Raw genomic sequence first — 22,545 nt, forward strand, 5'->3', positions numbered from 1 at the left:
TCATCTTTCTGTTGCCAGGGCTCCCACGATGCGAACCTCTGCTGTTGCCCGTCTTTCGCGGACGGGCCTGTCTCTTTCCATTTCCACCTTGCTGATGTCCGGCGCCGCCATGGCGCAGTCGACCGCCAGCGACGCCGATGCCGGCAGCGGTACGTCCAGCGCGGCCGGTACCAGTGTGCCCAAGCAACTCGACCAGGTCGTGGTGCGTGGCGACTACATTCCCGAGCCGATGCTGCAAACCTCCGAAGTTGCCTCGTTCGTGACGCGCGAAGACATGGAGCGCACCGGCGACAGCAGCGCCGCGGTGGCGCTGACGCGTGTCACCGGGCTGAGCCTGTCGCGCGGCAAGTATGTGTATGTACGCGGCCTGGGCGAGCGCTATTCGTCTGCGTTGTTCAACGGTTCGCCGCTGCCCAGCCCGGAGCCGATGCAGCGCGTGGTGCCGCTGGACCTGTTCCCCAGCGACGTGCTGGCCAGCGTGACCGTGCAAAAGACCTATTCGGCCGATTATCCGGGCGAATTCGGCGGCGGCGTGATCGATCTGCAATCGATGGAGATCCCCGACAAGCCGTTCCTGTCGTTGACCGTGGGTGGCGGCGCCAACAGCGTCAGCACCGGCGAAAAAGGCCTGACCTATTACGGTTCCGACGATGACGAGTGGGGCGTTGATGATGGCACCCGCAAGCAGCCTGCTGCCTTGCGCGATGCGATCAGGACCGGTCGTCGGGTCGATCTGGGCAGCTTTTCGCGCGAGGACATCCGTCGCATCGGGCGCAGCTTGAACGATGCCAACCTGTATGTGCTACAGGAAAAGGACGGCATCGCTCCGGACGTCAATGTCGGCGGTAGCGCCGGCTACAGCATGGACGTGGGCAAGGCCAAGCTGGGCATCATCGCAGTGGCCAGCTACGACAACGAATGGCGCACGCGTACCGGCAAGCAGCAGGACGGCATCTTTGTCGGCGATAGCGTCGAGTTCAATTCCAATTACGACTTCGCCACCACCCGCAACAACGTGCGCAGCAACGGCATGCTGGGGCTGGGCTGGGAATATGGCCGGCATACCATCGGCTGGACCACGCTATACGTGCACGACACCATGAAGGTGGCGCGCAGCCGCGCCGGACGCGACGAACTGGCAGGTTTCGACGTGCGCGACGACAACACCGAGTGGTACGCGCGGCAGTTGATCAACAATCAGCTGCGCGGCACGCACGCGTTCGGCGAATACGACGACCTGAAGATCGAATGGCGCGCTGCAGTGGCCAACGCCAGCCGCGATGTGCCTTACGAAACCGGCATTCGTTACGAGCTGCTGGATGGCTATTGGGCGCACGACGCCTCACGGGTGCAGAACTACACGCGCTTCAGCAAGGTCGACGACACCGTGGCCAGCGGCGGCGTGGATGTCACCTGGCGCTCGCCGATGGAACACGACCTCACCGTCAAGGGCGGGCTGGCCTATCTGGACAACGACCGCAGCGCGTGGAGCCGCGAATTCCGCTTCCTGGCGCTGGACGGCCCGCTGCCGTTCCTGAACCAGTATCAGCGCGTGGATTATCTGTTCTCCGATTACAACCTCAGCAACGATCTGCTGCGCCTGCGCGAAACCACCGGCAGTTTCGGTGCGGCTGCCTACGAGGCGACCTTGAAGGTCAAGGCAGCGTATCTGCAGGCGGAGGGCGAGATCGTGCCGACACTGCGCGCCACGGCGGGCGTACGTCATGAGGACGCCACCCAGGCGGTGCATCCATACGACATCTTCAGCGGCACGCGCCAGGACGGCGTGGCACCGTTGCACAACAGCTATGCGCTGCCGTCGGCCACGGTCACCTGGAATTTTGCCGAGAACCAGCAGCTGCGCTTTGGCGCTTCCAAGACCATCGCGCGCCCGCAGTTCCGCGAAATGGCGCCGCAGCAGTATCTGGACCCGGACATCGACCGTCAGTTCTTCGGCAACCCGTTCTTGGTCGATAGCGAGCTGGTCAATCTGGATGCACGCTACGAATGGTTCTTCGAACCGGGCCAGTACGTCACCATCGGCGCGTTCTACAAGAACATCGACAAGCCGATCGAAGCCATCGTCAACGACGCCCCCGGCGGCGGCATCGTGCAGAGCTTCATCAATGCGCCCAAGGCCATGCTGTACGGCGTGGAGCTGGAGGCCAAGAAGTACCTGGAGCTACCGATCGCTGCCGACTGGTGGGGCGACAAACGCCTGTTCGTGTCCGGCAATTACACGCGCACCAAGTCCAAGGTAAGTGCCAACGCTGGCGATACGGTGCAGCCGTTCGGCTTCAGCGCACCGGTGCAGGCGACCTTGTTCGTTCGCGATGGCTCGGCATTGCAGGGCCAGTCGGATGACATCGCCAACCTGCAGATCGGCGTGGAAAGCGAAAGCACGCATAGCCAGGCGACACTGATCGCCAACTACGTGGGCGAGCGGGTGTCCGCGCGTGGTCGCCCCGGGCAGCCGGATTACATCGACAGGCCGGGCACCTCACTGGATTTGGTGATCAAGAAGGGACTGACGTGGTCGGGCGATACGGTGTCGGTGAATTTTGCCGCGCGCAACCTGCTCAAGACCAAGTACCAGGAGTATCAGAAGGTGGCGAGCAACCGGGTCGACCTATACACCTACCAGCCCGGTATCAGCTATGACATCAGTGTGACAGCGCGCTTCTGATCTGGGCTGCAGGTGCCAGGTGCCGCAAACGCCCGCTGTGCATTGCATGGCGGGCGTTCGCATTTTGTCGTGTGGCGCCGTGTGTCGGTCTGTGTCATCGGTTTCTTCGAACTGACACATTGCCGCCGCATTCTGTCATCCGATCGAAATCCTGAGACGGACGTCCGCTTTGCAACGCGCCTGGCCCTCGTTGAATTCCTTGTTGCTGGCGCCGGGCGTTCGCACGGCGGTGGCGGGCGGTGTGGCCGCATTGCTGGTGCTGCAAGGTGTTCGTCTGTTGTGGCTGGTGCTGACGCCGATCGGGCCGTTGGGCACTGCGCAGGCCGGTGCGGTCGCTACTCTCGATGTGTCCGCATTGCGTCGCGATGTGTTCTATCGCAGCGCATCCGACGCCAATCGCGATGGCATCGTGCTGCATGGCGTGCGTGTTGGCGGCACCCAGGCGGCTGCCTATCTCAGCGGTAGCGATGGCCGCCAAGGCGCGTACCGCGTCGGCGACACGGTGGCGCCCGGCCTGATGGTGCAGGCGATCGCGGCCGATCATGTGTTGCTGCGCGCTGGCGGCAGCGTGCGTCGCATCGCATTGAGCGAGGCATCTGCTGCGGGTGCAGCGCCCCCGGCTGCAGCAACGAGCGCAACCGCACCAGCCATTGCCCCGGCAGCTGCGCAATCGAATGTCGCCACGGCAGCAGACCCGACCGCAGCCACCGCCGTCGACCCGCAGCAGTTGCTCGCCAGCGCAGGTCTGCGGGCCAGCGCCGAGGGTGGCGGCTTCACCCTCATGCCGCGCGGAGATGGCGCGTTGCTGCGTCAGGCCGGCTTGGCGCCGGGCGATGTGCTGACCCAGATCAATGGCCGCACGCTCGATGCAGAACATCTGCGCGAACTGCAGGACGAATTGCGCGATGGCCAGAGCGCCACGCTGACCTACCGCCGCGACGGCCAGACCCACACCATGACCTTGAAGCGCCCGCAATGACCGTTGTCCGCCCGCTCTGGCTGATCTCGGCCACGTTGTTGCTCGCATTGCCCGCGGTGCCGATGACCGCACTGCATGCCGCCGATGCGCCGGCAGTGCGCCTGCAGGACGTGGACCTGCGCGCCTTCATCCAGGACGTCTCGCGTGCCACCGGCATCACCTTCATCGTGGACACGCGCGTGCAGGGCTCGGTCAACGTGGCGCGTGCGCAGGCGATGTCCGAAGCCGATCTGCTGGGCATGCTGCTGGCCGTGCTACGCGCCAATGGATTGATTGCGGTGTCCAGCGGGCCATCGACCTACCGCGTCATTCCCGACGACACCGCCGCGCAGCAGCCGGGCAGCGCCGCCAACGGCAACCTGGGGTTCGCCACGCAGGTCTTCACCCTGCAGCGCGTGGACGCACGCAGCGCCGCCGAGATCCTCAAGCCGTTGATCGGGCGCGGTGGCGTGATCATGGCGATGCCGCAAGGCAATAGCCTGTTGATCGCCGACTACGCCGATAACCTGCGACGCATCCGCACGTTGGTGGCGCAGATCGATACCGACCGTGCGGCCATCGATACGGTGACGTTGCGCAATAGCTCGGCGCAGGAACTGGCGCGCACCTTGACCTCGCTGTTCGGGCAAGGCGGCGAGCGCAGCAATGTGTTGTCGGTGTTGCCGGTGGACAGCAGCAACTCCTTGATCGTGCGTGGCGACCCCGCACTGGTGCAGCGCGTGGTACGTACCGCAGTCGATCTGGACGGGCGCGCCGAGCGCCGTGGCGACGTCAGCGTGGTGCGCTTGCAACACGCCAGTGCCGAGCAACTATTGCCGGTGTTGCAGCAATTGGTCGGCCAGACTCCAGGCAATGAGGCGCAGGTCGGGCAGGACACACGTTTGGCTACGATCGATGTGGCCGCCGCGAGCGGCGCTGCGCAGACGCAGGTGATCGCGCCGGCGGCAGGCAAGCGCCCGGTGATCGTGCGTTACCCAGGCTCCAACGCGTTGATCATCAACGCCGACCCGGAGACCCAGCGCGCCTTGATGGATGTGATCCGGCAGCTGGATGTGCATCGCGAGCAGGTATTGGTCGAAGCGATCGTGGTGGAGATTTCCGACACCGCCGCCAAGCGCCTGGGCGTGCAGCTGCTGCTGGCCGGCCGCAACGGCACGGTGCCGTTGGTCGCCACGCAATACAGCGGCGCATCGCCAGGCATCGTGCCGCTGGCCGCGGCGGCGGCTGGCACGCGCAGCGGCAATGCCGACGACGATTCGGTGCTGGAACAGGCGCGCAACGTGGCTGCGCAATCGCTGCTCGGTTTGAGCGGCGGCTTGATCGGCCTGGCCGGGCAAAGCAACGATGCGGTGTTCGGCATGATCATCGATGCGGTCAAGAGCGACACCGGCTCAAACCTGTTGTCCACGCCCTCGATCATGACCCTGGATAACGAGCAGGCGCGCATCCTGGTAGGCCAGGAAGTGCCGATCACCACTGGCGAAGTGCTCGGCGCGGCCAACGACAACCCATTCCGCACCATCCAGCGCCAGGACGTGGGCGTGGAGCTGGAAGTGCGCCCGCAGATCAATACCGCCGGCGGCATCACGCTGGCGATCAAGCAGGAGGTCTCGGCGATTGCCGGGCCGGTCAGCGCGCAATCGTCGGAGCTGGTGTTCAACAAGCGCCAGATCGAAACGCGCGTGGTGGTGGAGAACGGTGCCATCGTGGCGCTTGGCGGCCTGCTCGATCAGAACGACCGCCAGACCGTGGAGAAGGTGCCGCTGCTTGGCGATGTACCCGGCCTGGGCGCGTTGTTCCGGCACAAGTCGCGCAACCGCGACAAGACCAACCTGATGGTGTTCATTCGCCCCACCATCATTCGCGATGCAGCCGATGCCCAGCGCATGACCGCGCCGCGCTACACCTATCTGCGCGAGCGTCAGCTGGCCGATGGCGACCCGGAAGCGGCGCTGGATGCGTTGGTGCGCGACTACTTGCGTGCTCAGCCGCCGCAGTTGCCGGCACGTCCCTCGTCAGTTGCGCCGGCACCGGCAACGACACCTGCGCCCGGCGCACGTCCCGTGCAGCGGTGACGCCATGAGCACTGCGCGCGCCGGCATTTCCTATGCATTCGCCAAGCGTCACGGCGTGGTGCTGCTTGGCAGCGACACCACAGCGCAGATCGGGTTGCGCGAAGGTGGCGATGTGCAGGCCTTGATCGAGTTGCGCCGCGCGTTGGGCCTGCCATTGCAGGTGCGCACGCTGGCGCCGTCGGTGTTCGACCGGCATGTGTCGGAGATCTACGCCGATGCCGGGCTGGAACAAGGCGTGCAGGTGGAAGCGCTGGATCTGCATGGCAGCCTGGATTCGTTGATCGACGACATCCCCACCGCCGATCTGCTCGACAGCCAGGACGATGCGCCGATCATCCGCCTGATCAACGGCATCATCGCCGAAGCCGCGCGGCTGGGTGCATCCGACGTGCATCTGGAATCCTACGAATCGCGTTTGCGCGTGCGCCTGCGCGTGGATGGCGTGATGCGCGAGGCAGCCACGCTGCCCGGACGCATCGCACCGCTGCTTGTGTCGCGCGTTAAGGTGATGGCGCGGCTGGATATCGCCGAAAAACGCATCCCGCAGGATGGGCGCGTGTCGCTGGTGATGGGGGCCAAGGCGCTGGATGTGCGCGTCTCCACCTTGCCCACGCGCGGCAGCGAGCGCGTGGTGCTGCGTATTCTGGATAAGGAACAGGGCACGCTGTCGCTGGCGCAACTGGGCATGCCACCGGCGGTGATGCACACCGTGCAGCGTGCCTTGCAGGTGCCCAACGGCATCGTGCTGGTCACCGGGCCCACCGGTTCGGGCAAGACCACGACCTTGTACGCGGCGCTGCGCTTGCTCAACGATGGCTCGCGCAACATCCTCACCGTGGAAGACCCGGTGGAGTACGCCATCGACGGCGTCGGCCAGACCCAGGTCAACGCACGTGTCGGCATGACCTTCGCCGCCGGCCTGCGCGCGATCCTGCGCCAGGACCCGGACGTGGTGATGATCGGCGAGATCCGCGATACCGAGACCGCGCAGATTGCGGTGCAGGCCAGCCTCACCGGCCATCTGGTGCTCTCCACCGTGCACACCAATGATGCAGTGGGTGCGGTCACGCGGTTGCGCGATATGGGGATCGAGCCGTTTCTGCTGGCATCGAGCCTGCGACTGATTCTGGCGCAGCGGCTGGTGCGGCGCTTGTGCACGCAGTGCCGCAGTGCACGGCCGATGGACGCTGGGACGGCCCACCTGTTGCGGGCGCCGGCCGATGCAGTGATCTACGCAGCGGCCGGCTGCAACGCCTGCCACCACAGCGGATACGCCGGGCGCGTGGGTATCTACGAAGCGATTGCGGTAGACGATGCGATGCGCCGTTTGATCGGCGACAACGCCGACGAAGACGCACTGGCTGCGGTCGCCTTCGCACGCGTACCGCGGCTGGGCGAAGCGGCACGGGCGGCCGTGCTGCAAGGCCTGACCACGCTGGAAGAAGCGCTGCGTGTGACCCGCCAACAGGACGATGCGCATGCCGCAGTTTGATTACACCGTGCTCGATCTGCATGGGCGCAACCGGCACGGCGTGATCAGCGCCGACAGCATAAACAGCGCACGTGCGCAGCTGGAACAGCGCCAATGGGTGCCGGTGCGTGTGGAAGTTGCGGCCGCGACCGCCAGCACGGCCGTGCGCGCGGCGCGCTTCAGTGGCAAGGATCTGGTGCTGTTCACCCGCCAGCTCGCCACGCTGGTGGAGACCGCACCGCTGGAAGAAGCCTTGCGCACCATCGGCACACAGTCCGAACGCCGCGGCGTGCGTCGGGTCACCAGCCAGACGCATGCATTGGTGGTCGAAGGGTTTCGCCTGTCCGATGCGATGGCACGCCAAGGCAAGGCGTTTCCTGCGTTGTATCGCGCGATGGTGGCCGCTGGCGAAAGCGCGGGTGCGTTGCCGCAGGTGCTGGAACGACTGGCCGATCTGCTCGAACGCCAGGCACAGGTGCGCAGCAAGTTGCAGTCTGCATTGGTCTATCCGACAGCGCTTGCAGCGACGGCCGGTGCGGTGGTGATCGTGCTGATGACCTTCGTGGTGCCCAAGGTGGTGGACCAGTTCGATTCGATGGGCCGCGCCTTGCCGTGGCTGACGCGCGTGGTAATCGGCGTGTCGCATTTCCTGCTGCACGCAGGCATCCCGCTGCTGATCGCCCTGGTGGTGGCGCTGGTTGCAGCGGTGCGGCTGCTCAAGCGCCCGGCGCTGCGCCTTGCAGCGGACCGGGCGCTATTGCGCGCGCCACTGCTGGGCCGGTTGATCCGCGATCTGCACGCCGCGCGCATGGCACGCACCCTGGCGATCATGGTCAACAGCGGCCTGCCATTGATGGAGGGGCTGATGATCGCTGCGCGCACCGTGGACAACCGCGCGCTGCGGCTGGCCACCGACAGCATGGTCACCGCGATCCGCGAGGGCGGCAGCCTGGCCGCGGCCATGAAGCGCGCGGGGGTGTTTCCGCCGACGCTGCTGTACATGGCCCCCAGCGGCGAAAACAGCGGGCGTCTGGCGCCGATGCTGGAGCGTGCGGCCGATTACCTGGAACGCGAATTCGAGGCCTTCACCACCGCCGCGATGAGCTTGCTGGAGCCGGCCATCATCGTGCTGCTCGGCGGCGTGGTGGCGGTGATCGTATTGTCGATCCTGCTGCCCATCCTGCAATTCAACACCCTCGCGCTTGGTTGAGCGCAGCCGCTTATCTTTGGAGACCGTCATGCAGTCCATCCACTCTCGTGCACGCCTTGGCTCGCCGACGGCACAGCGACGCACGCGTGGTTTCACCCTGGTCGAACTGATGGTGGTCATCGTCATCATCGGCCTGCTCGCCACCGTGGTGATGATCAATGTGATGCCCAGCCAGGATCGCGCAATGATGGAAAAAGCCCGCGCCGACGTGGCGGTACTGGAGCAGGCGCTGGAAACCTATCGCCTGGACAACCTCAGCTACCCGAGTACCGAACAAGGGCTGCAAGCCCTGCTCGACCCGCCGAGCGGATTGACGCGACCGGAGCGCTATCGGCACGGCGGCTACATCCGCCGGCTGCCGGAAGACCCATGGGGCCATGCGTACCAGTATCGGCGTCCGGGTCGCAATGGCGGCTTCGATGTGTATTCGCTAGGCGCAGACGGTGCAGAAGGCGGCGACGCCGACAACGCCGATATCGGCAACTGGCGCTGAGTGCCGACAATGTCATTCATGCCGGCCACAAGGCAATCGTCGATGCGCATGCACGTGGCGCCAATGCGCGCGCGTGGCTTCACTCTGCTCGAGGTGCTGGCCGTACTGGTGATCACCGCGCTTGCCAGCACGCTGGTGGTGATGACCTTGCCCGATACGCGGCGCGATCTGCACGATCATGCCGACACGTTGGCCAGCGCGCTGATGCATGCACGCGACGAGGCGATCATGAGTTTGCGCATGGTGGAGGTCAGCATCGATGCCGGTGGCTATGCGTTCCGGCGTCAGGCGCAGCAGCGTTGGATCGCCTTGGATGAAACGCCATTCGCTACGATGCGTTGGCCGGAAGGCATCCAGGCGCAACTGCCGGCCGGCAGCAAGCAACTGAGTGTGCGCTTCGATCCCACCGGCGCGGCCACACCGCAGCGCGTCGCATTGGGCGATGGCCGGCAACAGATGCAGATCGTGGTAGATGCCGCAGGCGTAGTGCAGGTCGATGCGCCCTCTCGCTGACGCACGCGCATCGGGTGGATTTTCGCTGCTCGAACTGATGGTCGCGCTGGCGATCTTCGGCATGGCGGTGGTCGGCCTGTTGAACCTTTCCGGCGAGAGCGCGCGCACAGCGATGGTGTTGGAAGAGCGCGCGCTTGCCGCGGTGGTGGCAGAAAACCAGGCGATTGAAGCGACGCTGGCGCCGGCTTCGGCAATCCGTGCGCCTGCGAACGGGCAGGTAATGCTCGGCGGGCGCAGCTGGGAGTGGCAACGCCAGTCGCTGCCGGCTGGCGCGGCAGGCCTGTTGCGGATCGAGGTGCGCGTGCGTGCCGCAGGCCAAATGCAGGAAGTTGCCAGCCTGAGCATGCTGCGGAGCGCAGAATGATCCGCAAACAGCGCACGCGCGGCTTCACCTTGATCGAATTGTTGGTGGCCTTGGCGGTATTCGCGTTGGTGGCCGCAGCTGCGGTGGCGGTGATGCGGCAGAGCATCGATCAGCGCGATGCCGTGCGCGCGCGACTGCAGCAGATTCGCGACTTTCAATTGGCCCATGGCCTGCTGCGCAGCGACCTGCAGCAGGCCGCGGTGCGCCGTACCCGCAACAGCGAGGGTAGCGCCGCACGCAGCGCCTTTGTTGCGAGTGCGTCCGGGACGTACGGGCCCTTGTTCGGGTTTGTGCGACGTGGCTGGAGCAATCCGGACCAGGCGCCGCGTGCGTCGCTGCAATACGTGGAATATCGCATCGTGGATGGGCGGCTGGAGCGCAGCGCACGCTCTGCGCTCGACGGCGGGGCAGCTGGCACGCCGCAAGTGTTGTTGCGCGGCGTACGTTCGGCGGCGGTGGCATTCCATTACCGGGCGCAATGGAGCGATGGCTGGAGCGGTGGGCTTGAAGCGTTGCCGGATGCAGTCGCGCTGGAGCTGGACCTGGAGCACTGGGGGCGCGTACGCCAACTGTTCCTGTTGCCGGAAGGGCGCACGTGATGGCACTGCACGCACCTGCCAGGCAACGCGGCGTAGCCTTGCTCACGGTATTGCTGCTGGTTGCCGTGATGACCTTGCTGATGGCGGCCGTGCTGGAAGACCTGCGCTTTGGTCTGCGCCGCAGCGGCAATGGCGAAGCCATGACGCAAGCGCAGTGGTACGCGCTGGGCAGCGAGGCCGTTGCGCGGCAACGCTTGCAGGCGCTGTCCGAGCGGGATCCGCTGCGCACTACGCTGGACGGCGGCTGGAACGACCAGCCGATCGGCTTTCCGCTGGACGACGGTGCGGTGAGCGTGCGTCTGCACGATCGCGGCGGCTGCTTCAATCTCAACAGCGTGGTCGTTGGTGCGCCCGAACAATGGCAGCGTAGCGATGAGGGCGCACGCCAATATCGCGCATTGCTCGACGTGTTGGGCATCGCCCCGCAACAGGCGCATGCGCTGACCGACGCATTGGTGGACTGGATCGACTCCGACACACAGCCGGGCGTGCACGGTGCCGAAGACGACCGCTACCTGCAGGCGGCCGCACCGCAGCGCACCGGTGCAACCTTGCTGGCAGGCGTCAGCGAACTGCGCGCCATCGCCGGTTATACGCCGCAACTGATTGCGCAACTGCAGCCGTATGTCTGCGCATTGCCGGAGGGCCGCTTGTCGCCGATCAATATCAACACGCTGCGCCTGGACGATGCGCCGGTGCTGGTGGCGTTGACCGGAGGAGCGCTGGAGCTGCCGGCCGCGCGACGCGTTATCGCTGCACGGCCGGCTGGAGGATGGCGCGACATCCGGATGTTTCTCAGCCAGCCGGCGCTGATGCAGGCCGAGTTGTCCAATGCGGTGATGGAACAACTCGCACTGCGCACCCGCTATTTCTCTCTCTACAGCCAGGTCGACCATGCCGGCGCGCAGGTCATGCTGGAAGCGTTGCTGCAACAGGAAACGGCCGGCCGGATCCGACTGGTCGCGCGCCAATGGAGTTCTGACCAATGACCACCACGTTGTTGTTGCTGCCAGCCGATGCAGCCGCCGAATCCATTGCGGTGCGTGCAGATGCGCAGGGGCAGGTGCAATCGGTGGGTCACGCCACCGCGCCGCCCGAGCCTTCCGCGCGCGCCCTCCTGGTGGTGCCGGGTGTGGATGTGCATCTGCGCTGGTTGCGCTTGCCTGGCCGCAGCATGGCGCAATCACGGGCCGCTGCGCGTCTGCAACTGGCCGAGCATCTGGCGATTGAGACGCAGGCCCTGCATGTGGTGATCGCCGGTAGCGCTGAGGCCGATGGCACGCGCCTGGTCGCCGCAGTGGACAGCGTGGTGATGCAGCAGTGGCTGGCGCGCGCAACGCAACTCGGCTTCGCTCCCGATGCGGTGGTGCCGGATTGCCTATTGCTGGAGCCTGGTGCCGATGCGACGGCAGCAGTGATGCACTGGGACGGCCGTTGGCTGATCCGTGGCGCACAGCTGGCCTGCAGCCTGGAGCCAGAGGCAGCGCGTCTGCTGCTGGGCGATCGTGTGCCGGCAGTGCCGCCGGGGCCCGACCCAACGCACTCCATCGCCGGCTTTGCGCGCTCCGCTGCGCACGTGCCGATCGATCTGCTGCAGCACCCGTTCGCGAACAAGGCCGCTGCCGAGCAAAAGCGCGCTCCGCGCCGTCTGGCGGTGCTGGCTGCGCTGGTGCTGCTATCGCCGGTGTTGCTGTTGCTGGCGCAGACCTTGCGCTACGAAATCGGTGCGCGTGTACTGCAAGCGCGGACCGCCACGCAGTTGGGTGTGCACGACGCAGCGGCGGTGCCAGCCGCATTGCAGGCGCGTCGGCAGGCCGGCACGGCGACCGATCGCCTGGCGATGCAACTGAGCACCTTGTTCGCCGCAGTCGATACCCTTCCAGCGGCAGAATTGGATCAGCTGGACTACAACCCCGCACAGCCGTTGCGCGCGACCTTGCTGCACACCGATGACGCCAGCCTGCAGCAGCTCTCGGCGCGGCTTGCGGATGCTGGATGGCACCTGGATCCGGGCAGCAGCCAAGTCGAGGACGGTCGCATGCGGACACCGTTCACGCTGGAGCCATTGCGATGAAGGCATCTCTGCAACGCGGTACGCAATGGTGGCAGACTCGGGCGCCGCGTGAGCGGCGCATGTTGGGCGTGATGTGCGCCGCACTGGCGGCATTCGTCGGTTGGTATGCGCTTTACGTCCCATTGCGGCACTGGCATGACCGGGCCTGGGCGCGCTATGCCGATGCTGCGCAGCTGGCGCTCGATGCATCTGCGCAGGCAGCGTCGACCAGACGCGCCGCCGCACTGGGCTCAGCGGCCCTGGCCGACATCATCGCAAGCAGCGCACGCGATGCCGGCGTCAACATCACCTCCCAACAGCGCAGCGCCGTGGGCGGGGTGGACGTGCAGATCGAGGCCGTCAGCGCCGCCGCGCTGTTCGGCTGGCTTGAGCGATTGCGACAGGCGCACGGCCTGGCGCCGACACAACTGAGCGTGGCACGCGAGCAGGGCCAACTCCGCGTACGCTGCGGGTTTGCGGAATCGGGACCGTGACACGCATGCGCTGGGCCTTGATCTTGGTGTCGATGGCGGGCGTCGCGCTGCTGGCATTTGTCCCGTTGCGTCTGGTGCTGCCGCGCGAGGGGCTGCCGTTCTCGGTGCTGGATGTGGAGGGCCCGATCTGGGCCGGCACGTTGCGGCAGGTGCAATGGCAAGGCATCGTGTTCGGCGATGTGGCGGTGCGGCCGCAGGTCTGGCCGCTGTTGCGTGGCGAACGTCGGGTGCAGTTGCAGTCCACACAGTTGCAACTGCTGTTGGTGGACGGCGCGCAACGCGGCATGCGCAATGCACAGGGCCAACTCCTGGTGCGCCAGCCGGGTGGCGTGGCACTGATCGATCTGGCGGTGCAGCTGCAGCAGGTCGATCTGCTATTCGATGCCACCGGCTGCGTGCAGGCGCACGGGCGTGTCAGCCTGCAATTGCTGGCAAGCGGGGCGGGCGCGCTGCCCGGTCTGCCGCCACTGCGCTTGTCCGGGCAGCCGGCGTGCGTGGATCACACCGCCGTGCTGACCTTGCTGCCCGACACCGCATTGCCCGCCGGCGTGCAGGCCAAGGCGCAGCTGCAACTCTGGCCCGACGGACGCTGGCAACTGCAGTCGCGCGTGGATCCAGCGCAGGACGCAGTGTTGGGTGTCGGACTGCAATTGCTGGGCTTCGCTGCTACTCCGGAGCGCGGGTTTTTGCGCAACGATGAAGGTCGATTGCACTAGAAACGCTATGACTGGCGACGTGCCACAGCGCCCGTCTTCTGCACCATGATCGTGCATGCGTTGCGGCTGGTATGTTCGTTGCGGCGATTGGATGGCGTGTAGGCTCATCCGTTGACAACGTTGTCGTCGTGGCGCGGCAAGCAGTCATCGCGGCACGGGTTCGCCTGTGCAAGTACCGCGATACGCGCTTTGGAATACACATGAGCACGCTGCGAAGGACGGTGACGCAGCCAGCAGTGTGCGACGTCGGGGCCGCGACGTCGACTGCCCAGAATTGGTCTGGTCACAAGGAATTGGTCAGTGACTGGTCATGTGACAACGATGCCCAGTGCGCTCCCGATATCTTTGCACGCACCGTTGCAGGTCAATGGCGGTAAGGATCGGGTGCACTATCAGAGCGCTATCGAACGCTTTCGAAAGTGACTGTTGACACGATCTTTTAGAGACCATAAGAATCAACTCCACTGAATTGGTACTTTCCAGTCAGGGCCGTTGGTCAGCAATGGCATGCGTGCCCGTCCTGGGACGGACGCGGCATCGGCACCCACGGGGGGGCTTGCGGGGTGCTCGCAGACAACAGATCGCCGGCGGTTCCGGACATCCGGAACTGGTGACCTGTGCGCGCGTGGTTGGGTTGCCAGCGCCGGGATCTGTCATCGCTGATCGATCGGAACGCCAGTCGCGTTGTCGTCCAGCCATTCCACTTCAGGATTTCTCATGTCGCCTCTCCCGCGTGCCTCGCTGCGTTGTTGTTCGCCCTCGTCGCTGTCCCTTGCCATTGCGCTGTCGCTGCTTGCCTGCGGCGCCAACGCGCAGACACAGGACGCATCGGCGGCGGCGGCGGCGCAGATCTCCCAACTCGATGCCATCAAGGTCACCAGCTCGTACCAGAAGAGCCTGATCACGGCCATGGACAACAAGCGCGACGACGTGCGCATGACCGACGGCATCTCTGCGCAGGACATCGGCAAGTTTCCTGCCGAAAACATCGCCGAGGCGATCCAGCGCATTCCCGGTGTGCAGATTTCCACTATCAACGGGCGCGGTTCCACCATTAGCGTGCGTGGCCTGGGGCCGCAGTATTCGGCCACCACCATCAACGGCCAGGTGATCAAAAGCGCCGATTTCACCGATGGCTTCCGCTACGACATCATCCAGCCAGAAGTAGCCGCCGGCATCGAGGTGATCAAATCGCCATCGGCGGACATGGACGCCGGTGGCCTATCGGGCACGGTCAACATCAACACCACCAAACCCCTGGACTACCAGCAGACCAAGCTGCTGTTCTCAGCCAAAACGCAGTACTCCGAGTTTGCCGGCGGTTCGCCAACGCCCAAGGGCGTGCTGACCTATATCGACCAGTTCAAGTTCGGTGGCGGCGATCTTGGCGTGTTCCTCAGCGCCGGCTATCAGAAGCTCAAGGATCGCGCCGATTATCTGTGGATCGACCGTTGGTACACGCAGGCCACCGACGCCGGCACGTTGTATATCCCACGCCGTCCGCGCTATCGCTCGATCGAGCGCGAGACCACGCGCAAGATGTTCAATGGCGGGCTGCAATGGAAGCCTAGCGAACAGCTGGAGATGAACCTCACTGCGCTGTATTCGCAGGACAGGACCGCCAACGACATGAACCAGCTGGTGTACTCTTTCGAGCGCAGTCCGCTGACAGTGCTGCAGACCAACGGGCTGACCGCCACACAGGTGTCGGCGTCGGATTACTGGCTGGAAAATAATCACCAGATCGAACAGCACAATCTGTCCACTCAGTTGCTCACCTACGACTTCAAGTGGACGGGCGATGCCTGGACGCTGAGTGGCGCGGCCAATTACACCCAGGGCAAGACCGACGAGAACGAGCGCGCCGCGATCCTGGGACGGATTCCCTCGGCAACGCTGCTGGATACCTCCAATCCCGACGCGATCTCGCTGACCACCGATGCCGATGCCACTGACGCCAGTGCATGGAACAAGGCCAATCTGGTGCGCAGCGAATACCCCAACGGTTCCATCCAATCGCTCAGCAACAAGGAATGGTCGCTGCAACTGGATGCCGAACGGTATCTTGAACTGGGCGCGTTGAACGCGGTGCGCTTCGGTGCCAAATACCGTCGCGAAACCTTCGATCGCGATGTGCGCCGGCGCGACTTCCTGTATCTGCTCAGGACCGGTGCGGTGTCCGGCTTCGACATGTTCCCGGAGCTGTCCGCAGCCAGCAGCACGGTCAGCAACTTCCTTGACGGACAACTCGCCTCGCAGGACAGCTGGGTCACCCCGGACGTGGGGGCTTATGCGCGCTCGCTGGCGGCCGCGGGCATCACCGTGCCGGTGCTGTTTGCACCGCAGAGCAGCTACAGCATCGAGAACGACATTTCTTCGGCGTATGCGATGGCGCGCATCGACACCGACATCGGCAGCATGCGTCTGCGCGGCAATGTCGGCATGCGCTACGAAAATACCAAACGCACCACCGATACCTACCTGACTCAGACGCAAGCCGCCAGCGACGACGCCAATGTCGTGGTCGGCACCGCTCGCGCGCCCTACGAGTATTCCAACTGGTTGCCCAGCCTGAATCTGGTGCTGGATATGCGCGAAGACTTGTTGCTGCGCTTTGCGGCCGCCAAGGTCCTGGTGCGGCCGATTCTGGACAGCAACACCGCGATCGCTTCGACGATTTCGACCGGCACCAATACTGGCGGCACCACCACCTATGTCGTCGCCCAGGGCCAGACCGATCTGAAGGCATTGACCGCTGACCAAGCCGACCTGAGCCTGGAGTGGTATTACGGCAACGGCGGCGCGCTGACCGTGGCCGGATTCTGGAAAAACATCAAGAACGGCACCTTCAATAGCATCGTTTGCCCGGCCGCCTTTAACGGCACCGTGCTGTCCAGCAATGCAGCCGGCGATTGTGTGAGTAGTAACGGCGATATCTACGAGATCACCGCCACCACCAATGATCCGAGCAAGGTAAAGATTCGCGGTTACGAGCTGGGCTGGACGCAATCGCTGGATGCCTGGTTGCCGATCGATGGTTTCGGGTTCACCACCAATTTCACCCGGGTGATTCCGCAGCGCGATACCGATTTCAAGATCCGCAACCTGTCAGAAAAGACCTGGAACGCGACCGCGTACTGGGAGAGCGCGCACTACTCGGCACGCGTGTCGCTCAATCATCGCAGCGAGTACGAACAGGACAGCAGCGACAGCTTCTTCGCGCGCGAAGGCCACATCATGAAGGCACGCACGCAGCTGGATGCAGTGCTTGGCTACCAGGTCAACGACAAGCTGAGTTTCCAGCTGGGCGGCCTGAATCTCACCAACCGAAAGGAAGAAGCGTACAAGGACATCCCCAGCCGCTGGCAGATGACCGGCGTCACTGGTCGAAGCTACTACCTGTCGATGCAGTGGGACATGCTTTGATGCTGAGGCAGCGCGCTTCGGGCCGCCGTGCACGGTTGCGTGCGGCGTCCAGCAGTGAGGGCGACAGTGCGGTTTCGTTGGAAGCGTGCCATGCAGTGCTAGCAGTGCAGGCACCATGTGACGTGCATGCACTGCAGTTGACCAGGCGCTGCCATGCGCAGGCGTGAGTTCCTAGCCGGCAGCGTCTGCGCCTCATCGCTGCTTAGCGCGCCTGCGCTGGTCTCTGGCGCGGCAGCCGCAGGCACCAGACGTGTCGGCACCAGCGCCAAGCCGCGTCCCAGGCCACAGGGCTCCGCGACAGATGCCGGCGGCCAATGGCTGGATCTGGACGATGGGTGGCGCTTCCATGCCGGCGATGTGCCATTTCCGCGCCTGCTGGGGCAGGACGAGACGTACGCCAATGGCAAGGCGGGCCGGGCCTGGGGCGCAGCGGCGCCGGAGTTCGACGATACCGGTTGGCGGCAGCTGCAAGTGCCGCACGATTTTGTATTGGAGCAACCGGTGCGCGCCGACGCCAACGTCGCGCAAGGCTATCGCCCGCGCGGTATCGCCTGGTACCGGCGCACGTTTCGGCTGGAAGAGGCAGTGCGCGACCAGGCGGTGGAACTGCGTCTGGACGGTGTCGCCAGCCATGCCACGGTGTGGGTCAACGGCATGCTGATGGCGCGCAGTTGGAGCGGCTACAACGGGCTGGTGATCGACATCACGCCCGTCGCACGTTATGGCAATGCATTGAACTGCATCGCCATCCGCGTCGATGCCGAGGCAATGGATGGGTGGTGGTACGAAGGCGGCGGCATCTACCGACACACCTGGCTGGTGCTGCGCGCGCCCCTGCATATCGCCGGCGACGGCCTGGCAGCCGTGCCGCGGGAAGGCCCAGACGATGTTTGGCAGGTGCCGGTGCAGTTGGACCTTGTCAACAGCGGTGAACAGCCCGCTGATGCGTGGGTCGAGGTCGTCTTGCGCGACACGCATGGCGCTGTCGTGGCGCATGGTGAGACACAACGACGCGTCGCTGCATTCGGCACGGCACAGGCGGCGCTCAGCATCCAGTGCCGCAGCCGCAGCGCTGGAGCGTGGACACCCCCGTGCTGTATCGCCTGCAAGCCGAAGTGCGCAGCGCGGATGGCCGCAGCGACCGTGCCGCATGCGAGGTCGGTTTTCGTAGCCTGCGCTTCGACGCTGATCACGGGTTTTTTCTCAACGGACGTCCGCTCAAGATCAAGGGCGTCTGCCTGCATCAGGACCATGCTGGCGTCGGCGTGGCGTTGCCCGATGCGCTGCATGTGTTTCGTCTGCAGCGGCTGAAATCGATTGGCTGCAACGCCATCCGTCTGCATCACGCAGTGGCGCCGGAACTGCTGCAGGCCTGCGACCGTCTCGGCATGTTGGTGATGGCCGAGAACCGCTTGTTCAATCCTGCACCCGACTATGTGGCGTTGCTGCGCAACATGGTGCGGCGCCAGCGCAATCATCCCAGCGTGTTTCTGTGGTCGCTGCTCAACGAAGAGCCGCTGCAAGGCACCGCCACCGGTTACGCGATCACGGCGCGCGCCGCCAGCGCGGTGCGGGCGCTCGACGACACGCGCCCAATCACCGCCGGCATGAACGATGGCATGTTCGCCACCGGCGGCGCGGCCGATGTGGTGGACGTGCTCGGTTTCAACTATCGGCAGTACAACTACGACCGCGTGCATGCAGCGCGTCCGCGCACGCCGATGCTGTCCAGCGAAGACACCAGTGCGTTTCAGACGCGTGGTGCGTGGTTCACCGATCTGGATGCGCACGTGGTGGCCGAAGACGACAGCCTGGCCGCGGACTGGGGCAATACCCATCGCCGCGCCTGGCAGCTGATTGCCGAACGCCCGTTCGTCGCCGGCAGTTTCGTGTGGACCGGCTTCGATTATCGCGGGGAACCCACGCCGTTCGAATGGCCATCGGTGGGGGCGTTCTTCGGCATCATGGACCAATGCGGATTTGCCAAGGGCGCCTATTGGCTGCGTCGCGCCTTATGGATCGACGATGCGCCGGTACTGCATCTGTTGCCACACTGGAACTGGCCCGGCCGCGAAGGTCAGCCGATCAAGGTCATGGCGTTCTGCAATGCCGAGCAGGTGGAGTTGTGGCTCAACGGCCGCTCGCTCGGGAAACAAGCGGTGGATCGTGCGCAATCGAATCAGTGGCAAGTGGACTACGCGCCGGGCGTGCTCGAAGCGGTGGCCTGGCGTGGGGGACACGAAGTGGCGCGCACGCGCGTCGAAACCACCGGCGCTCCGGTCGCGCTCAAACTCACCCCCGACCGCAGCGAACTGCACGGCGATGGCCGCGATGCGCAACCGGTGACGTTGGAAGCGGTGGACGCGCAGGGGCGCCACGTGCCCGATTGCAATGCACTGCTGACGCTGCAGATCAGCGGCGGCCGGCTGTTGGGTATCGGCAATGGCGACCCGAATTCGCATGCAGCGGATCAAAGCACGCAGGTGGCGTTGTTCAACGGGCTGGCGCAGGCAATCGTGCAAGCCGGGAGCGGTGCGGGCGTGTTGCGCCTGCAGGCAAGTAGCCCCGGATTGCGCGATGCAGTGCTTGATATCGGCTGCACGTCGGCGCCGCTGCCGGCATCGGTGCCGATCGCGGCGCCAGTGATGGTGGTCGAAAGCTGGCGCCACACCGCTGCATTCGCGCAGCCGCCCGCACCGGACCTCCCGCGCCGTCCTAACGACAACAACAGCTGGAGCAATACGTTGCCAGGCACCTTGGAAAGCGCCCCCGAACGTGCCGGCTATGTGTTGTATCGCAGTCAATTCACACCGTGGCAGGGCATGCAAACCCGCGGCGGCATACTCGACCTGGGCCGCCTCAGCGGGCCGGCGCAGGTATTTCTGGACGGCCGCGCGGTCGCCCAGGCAGCGGCCGGAACACCGGTCACCGTGGCGCTTGCACCCGCGGCCGGCGAGCGCACCCTGGCGGTGATTCTGCAGGTCGCTGCCGATCAGCCATTTGGATTCCACGACGTCGTCACCGTGCATTATCGGAACCCGCCATGACCTTTTCACTGTTTTCCTCATCGTCGCCTGCGCGCCTGTTCGCCGTGGTGCTGGGCGCGTTGCTCGCCACTCCCGTCTCCGTGCTGGCGGCATCGCCCGCGCAGGCGGTCGTGCAACGCCTGATCGGCGCGCGTGCCGCCCAGTTCGACATGACCGTCGCACCGCGTGGCGATGGTGCAGACTGGTATCGCATCGACGCCGGCGGCGACACGGTGCGCATCGCCGGCTCCTCGCAAGTGGCCTTGGCGCGTGGCGCCTATGCGTATCTCGGTCAAGCAGGTGCGGCCTCGATGAGTTGGGAGGGCGACCGCGTGGCGCTGCCAGCGCAATGGCCGGCCTACCGCAGTGGTCAAGTGCGCACGCCATTTGCCCACCGCGCCTATCTCAATACCTGCACCTACGGCTACACCACGCCGTTCTGGGATTGGCCGCGCTGGCAGCGCGAGATCGACTGGATGGCCTTGCATGGCATCGACATGCCGCTGGCGATGGAAGGCCAGGAAGCGATCTGGCAAGCGTTGTGGCGCGAGTTCGATGTCGGCGATGACGCGCTGGCGGAGTATTTTTCCGGCCGGGCGTTCACGCCGTGGCAGCGCATGGGCAATATCGAAGGCTATCGCGCACCGCTGCCGCAACACTGGATCGATAGCAAACGCGTGCTGCAGAAGCAGATCCTGACGCGCATGCGCGAGTTGGGCATGCAGCCGGTGCTGCCCGCATTTGCCGGCTACGTGCCCAGGGCGTTCGCGCAGGCGCATCCGCATGCGCGCATCTATCGCATGCGCGCCTGGGAAGGCTTTCACGAGACCTATTGGCTGGATCCGCGCGATCCGCTGTTTGCCAAGCTCGCGCGGCGCTTCCTTGAGCTGTACGCCCAGACCTACGGCGCAGGCGAGTTCTACCTGGCCGATGCCTTCAACGAAATGCTGCCACCCGTGGCCGACGATGGCAGCGACGTGGCCGCCGCCAGGTACGGCGACAGCATCGCCAACTCCGATGCTGCGCGGGCAAAAGCGGTACCGCCAGCGCAACGCGATGCACGCCTGGCCGAATACGGGCAGGCGTTGTATCGCTCCATCGCGCAGGTGAATCCGAAGGCCACCTGGGTGATGCAGGGCTGGCTGTTCGGTGCCGACCGCCAGTTCTGGCAAGCGCAGGCGATCGCTGCGTTTCTCGGCAAGGTGCCCGACGCGCGCTTGATGGTGCTTGACATCGGCAACGACCGCTATCCCGGTACCTGGAAGGCATCGCGGGCCTTCGACAACAAGCAGTGGATCTACGGCTACGTGCACAACTATGGCGCTAGCAATCCGTTGTACGGCGATTTCGCGTTCTATCGGCACGATCTGCAAGCCTTGCTGGCCGATCCGGACAAACGCAATCTGCGCGGCTTCGGCGTGTTTCCGGAAGGCCTGCACAGCAACTCGGTGATCTACGAGTATCTCTACGCGCTGGCCTGGGAAGGCCCGCAACAATCGTGGTCGCAGTGGCTCACGCACTATCTGCGCGCGCGCTACGGCCGCAGCGATGCTGCATTACTGAGCGCATGGTCTGATCTGGAAGCAGGCATCTACCAGACCCGTTACTGGTCGCCACGCTGGTGGAACAAGCGTGCCGGTGCCTACCTGCTGTTCAAGCGGCCGACTGCCGACATCGTCGATTTCGACGATCGTCCTGGCGACCCGCAACGCCTGCGCCGCGCCATCGATGCGTTGCTGCGGCAGGCCAACCGTTATGCAGATGCGCCGCTGTATCGCTACGATTTGATCGAAGACGCACGCCATTACCTGAGCCTGCAGGCCGACCGTCAATTGCAGGCAGTGGTGCAGGCCTATGATGCCGGCGATTTCGCGCGCGGCGATGCGCAGCTGGCGCGCACCACGCAACTGGTGCGGGGACTGGATGCGCTGGTTGGCGGTCAACACGAAACCTTGGCCGACTGGACCGGCCAGGCCGCCGCTGCGGCCGGCCACGATGCCGGATTGCGGCGCGCCTATGTCGGCAATGCGCGAGCGCAGGTCAGTGTCTGGGGCGGCGACGGCAACCTTGCTGATTACGCGTCCAAGGCGTGGCAGGGCATGTACGCAGACTTCTATCTGCAGCGTTGGACGCGCTTTCTCAGCGCGTATCGTGCTGCACGCAAGGCCGGCACGCCGTTCGATGCGGTGGCCGTGGATCACCAGCTTGCAACATGGGAACGCCAATGGTCCGCGCAGGACGAGATGTCGAAGCGTCAGCCGCCACGTGAGCCACTGAGCTTGCTGCACACCTTGCTGGCACAGGTAGATGCGCACGATCCAAGGCAACGCGCTTCGCAGGATCGCGGGCCAGACGCGCGGCAGGAAAGTGCATCCGTTGGCGTTCACAGCACTACGCAAGGGGTCGCTCAATGAACGCATCCGTGTTGCGCGTGGCGTTC

15 protein-coding genes and 1 pseudogene are annotated in these 22,545 nt (G+C 65.0%); all 16 read left to right on the top strand.

Annotation, left to right across the window (positions count from 1 at the left end; translation table 11 throughout):
* Positions 1–28 precede the first annotated feature (28 nt).
* The 16 genes and pseudogenes from AMD14_RS04070 to AMD14_RS04145 all read left to right on the top strand — a co-directional run bounded on the left by AMD14_RS04070 (position 29) and on the right by AMD14_RS04145 (position 22,519).
* Entirely contained in the window at positions 29–2,686 is a 2,658-nt protein-coding gene (locus AMD14_RS04070) for a TonB-dependent receptor domain-containing protein (RefSeq protein ID WP_011050481.1), read from the top strand.
* 169 nt (positions 2,687–2,855) lie between these two features.
* On the top strand, positions 2,856–3,665 hold the full coding sequence (locus AMD14_RS04075) for a type II secretion system protein N (RefSeq protein ID WP_011050482.1): 810 nt from the start codon (positions 2,856–2,858) through the stop codon (positions 3,663–3,665).
* Entirely contained in the window at positions 3,662–5,740 is a 2,079-nt protein-coding gene (gene gspD / locus AMD14_RS04080; RefSeq protein ID WP_011050483.1) for a type II secretion system secretin GspD, read from the top strand. The genes AMD14_RS04075 and gspD overlap by 4 nt, the downstream gene beginning before the upstream one ends.
* A 4-nt stretch (positions 5,741–5,744) precedes the next feature.
* Positions 5,745–7,232 (top strand): type II secretion system ATPase GspE, encoded by a 1,488-nt coding sequence (gene gspE, locus AMD14_RS04085; protein ID WP_003482668.1) that lies wholly within the window; start codon positions 5,745–5,747, stop codon positions 7,230–7,232.
* Entirely contained in the window at positions 7,219–8,421 is a 1,203-nt protein-coding gene (gene gspF, locus AMD14_RS04090; protein ID WP_040260265.1) for a type II secretion system inner membrane protein GspF, read from the top strand. The genes gspE and gspF overlap by 14 nt, the downstream gene beginning before the upstream one ends.
* A 28-nt stretch (positions 8,422–8,449) precedes the next feature.
* Positions 8,450–8,914 carry a type II secretion system major pseudopilin GspG gene (gene gspG, locus AMD14_RS04095; RefSeq protein ID WP_011050485.1) on the top strand — a complete coding sequence of 155 codons (465 nt, stop codon included), beginning with the start codon at positions 8,450–8,452 and terminating at the stop codon, positions 8,912–8,914.
* A 48-nt stretch (positions 8,915–8,962) separates the two neighbouring features.
* Positions 8,963–9,427 carry a GspH/FimT family pseudopilin gene (locus AMD14_RS04100; RefSeq protein WP_040107729.1) on the top strand — a complete coding sequence of 155 codons (465 nt, stop codon included), beginning with the start codon at positions 8,963–8,965 and terminating at the stop codon, positions 9,425–9,427.
* A complete protein-coding gene (gspI, locus tag AMD14_RS04105) occupies positions 9,411–9,791 on the top strand; it encodes a type II secretion system minor pseudopilin GspI (RefSeq protein WP_011050487.1) in 381 nt (126 codons plus the stop codon). Before AMD14_RS04100 ends, gspI begins: the two co-directional genes overlap by 17 nt.
* The gene (gene gspJ, locus AMD14_RS04110) at positions 9,788–10,390 is read left to right on the top strand and encodes a type II secretion system minor pseudopilin GspJ (RefSeq protein ID WP_003482658.1); all 603 of its coding nucleotides are present in this window, start codon (positions 9,788–9,790) and stop codon (positions 10,388–10,390) included. Before gspI ends, gspJ begins: the two co-directional genes overlap by 4 nt.
* A complete protein-coding gene (gene gspK, locus AMD14_RS04115; protein WP_011050488.1) occupies positions 10,390–11,379 on the top strand; it encodes a type II secretion system minor pseudopilin GspK in 990 nt (329 codons plus the stop codon). The genes gspJ and gspK overlap by 1 nt, the downstream gene beginning before the upstream one ends.
* The gene (gene gspL / locus AMD14_RS04120) at positions 11,376–12,464 is read left to right on the top strand and encodes a type II secretion system protein GspL (RefSeq protein ID WP_011050489.1); all 1,089 of its coding nucleotides are present in this window, start codon (positions 11,376–11,378) and stop codon (positions 12,462–12,464) included. The genes gspK and gspL overlap by 4 nt, the downstream gene beginning before the upstream one ends.
* The gene (gene gspM / locus AMD14_RS04125) at positions 12,461–12,937 is read left to right on the top strand and encodes a type II secretion system protein M (RefSeq protein ID WP_011050490.1); all 477 of its coding nucleotides are present in this window, start codon (positions 12,461–12,463) and stop codon (positions 12,935–12,937) included. The genes gspL and gspM overlap by 4 nt, the downstream gene beginning before the upstream one ends.
* 5 nt (positions 12,938–12,942) lie before the next feature.
* On the top strand, positions 12,943–13,653 hold the full coding sequence (gene gspN / locus AMD14_RS04130) for a type II secretion system protein N (RefSeq protein ID WP_015462858.1): 711 nt from the start codon (positions 12,943–12,945) through the stop codon (positions 13,651–13,653).
* Positions 13,654–14,370: 717 nt separating this feature from the next.
* Positions 14,371–17,079 (top strand): TonB-dependent receptor, encoded by a 2,709-nt coding sequence (locus tag AMD14_RS04135; RefSeq protein WP_011050492.1) that lies wholly within the window; start codon positions 14,371–14,373, stop codon positions 17,077–17,079.
* Positions 17,080–17,232: 153 nt separating this feature from the next.
* Positions 17,233–20,126, top strand: a pseudogene (galA, locus tag AMD14_RS04140) (beta-galactosidase GalA).
* A complete protein-coding gene (locus AMD14_RS04145; RefSeq protein WP_011050495.1) occupies positions 20,123–22,519 on the top strand; it encodes an alpha-N-acetylglucosaminidase in 2,397 nt (798 codons plus the stop codon). Before galA ends, AMD14_RS04145 begins: the two are co-directional and overlap by 4 nt.
* Positions 22,520–22,545 lie beyond the last annotated feature (26 nt).

Origin of the sequence: Xanthomonas citri pv. citri, assembly GCF_000961215.1 — a bacterium.
GTDB classification, from domain to species: Bacteria; Pseudomonadota; Gammaproteobacteria; order Xanthomonadales; family Xanthomonadaceae; genus Xanthomonas; species Xanthomonas cissicola.

Coding starts and splice junctions, on each gene's coding strand:
- AMD14_RS04070 (WP_011050481.1), top strand. CDS start 29: ATGCGAACCTCTGCTGTTGCCCGTCTTTCGCGGACGGGCCTGTCTCTT.
- gspD (WP_011050483.1), top strand. CDS start 3,662: ATGACCGTTGTCCGCCCGCTCTGGCTGATCTCGGCCACGTTGTTGCTC.
- gspE (WP_003482668.1), top strand. CDS start 5,745: ATGAGCACTGCGCGCGCCGGCATTTCCTATGCATTCGCCAAGCGTCAC.
- gspF (WP_040260265.1), top strand. CDS start 7,219: ATGCCGCAGTTTGATTACACCGTGCTCGATCTGCATGGGCGCAACCGG.
- gspG (WP_011050485.1), top strand. CDS start 8,450: ATGCAGTCCATCCACTCTCGTGCACGCCTTGGCTCGCCGACGGCACAG.
- AMD14_RS04100 (WP_040107729.1), top strand. CDS start 8,963: ATGCACGTGGCGCCAATGCGCGCGCGTGGCTTCACTCTGCTCGAGGTG.
- gspI (WP_011050487.1), top strand. CDS start 9,411: ATGCGCCCTCTCGCTGACGCACGCGCATCGGGTGGATTTTCGCTGCTC.
- gspJ (WP_003482658.1), top strand. CDS start 9,788: ATGATCCGCAAACAGCGCACGCGCGGCTTCACCTTGATCGAATTGTTG.
- gspK (WP_011050488.1), top strand. CDS start 10,390: ATGGCACTGCACGCACCTGCCAGGCAACGCGGCGTAGCCTTGCTCACG.
- gspL (WP_011050489.1), top strand. CDS start 11,376: ATGACCACCACGTTGTTGTTGCTGCCAGCCGATGCAGCCGCCGAATCC.
- gspM (WP_011050490.1), top strand. CDS start 12,461: ATGAAGGCATCTCTGCAACGCGGTACGCAATGGTGGCAGACTCGGGCG.
- gspN (WP_015462858.1), top strand. CDS start 12,943: ATGCGCTGGGCCTTGATCTTGGTGTCGATGGCGGGCGTCGCGCTGCTG.
- AMD14_RS04135 (WP_011050492.1), top strand. CDS start 14,371: ATGTCGCCTCTCCCGCGTGCCTCGCTGCGTTGTTGTTCGCCCTCGTCG.
- AMD14_RS04145 (WP_011050495.1), top strand. CDS start 20,123: ATGACCTTTTCACTGTTTTCCTCATCGTCGCCTGCGCGCCTGTTCGCC.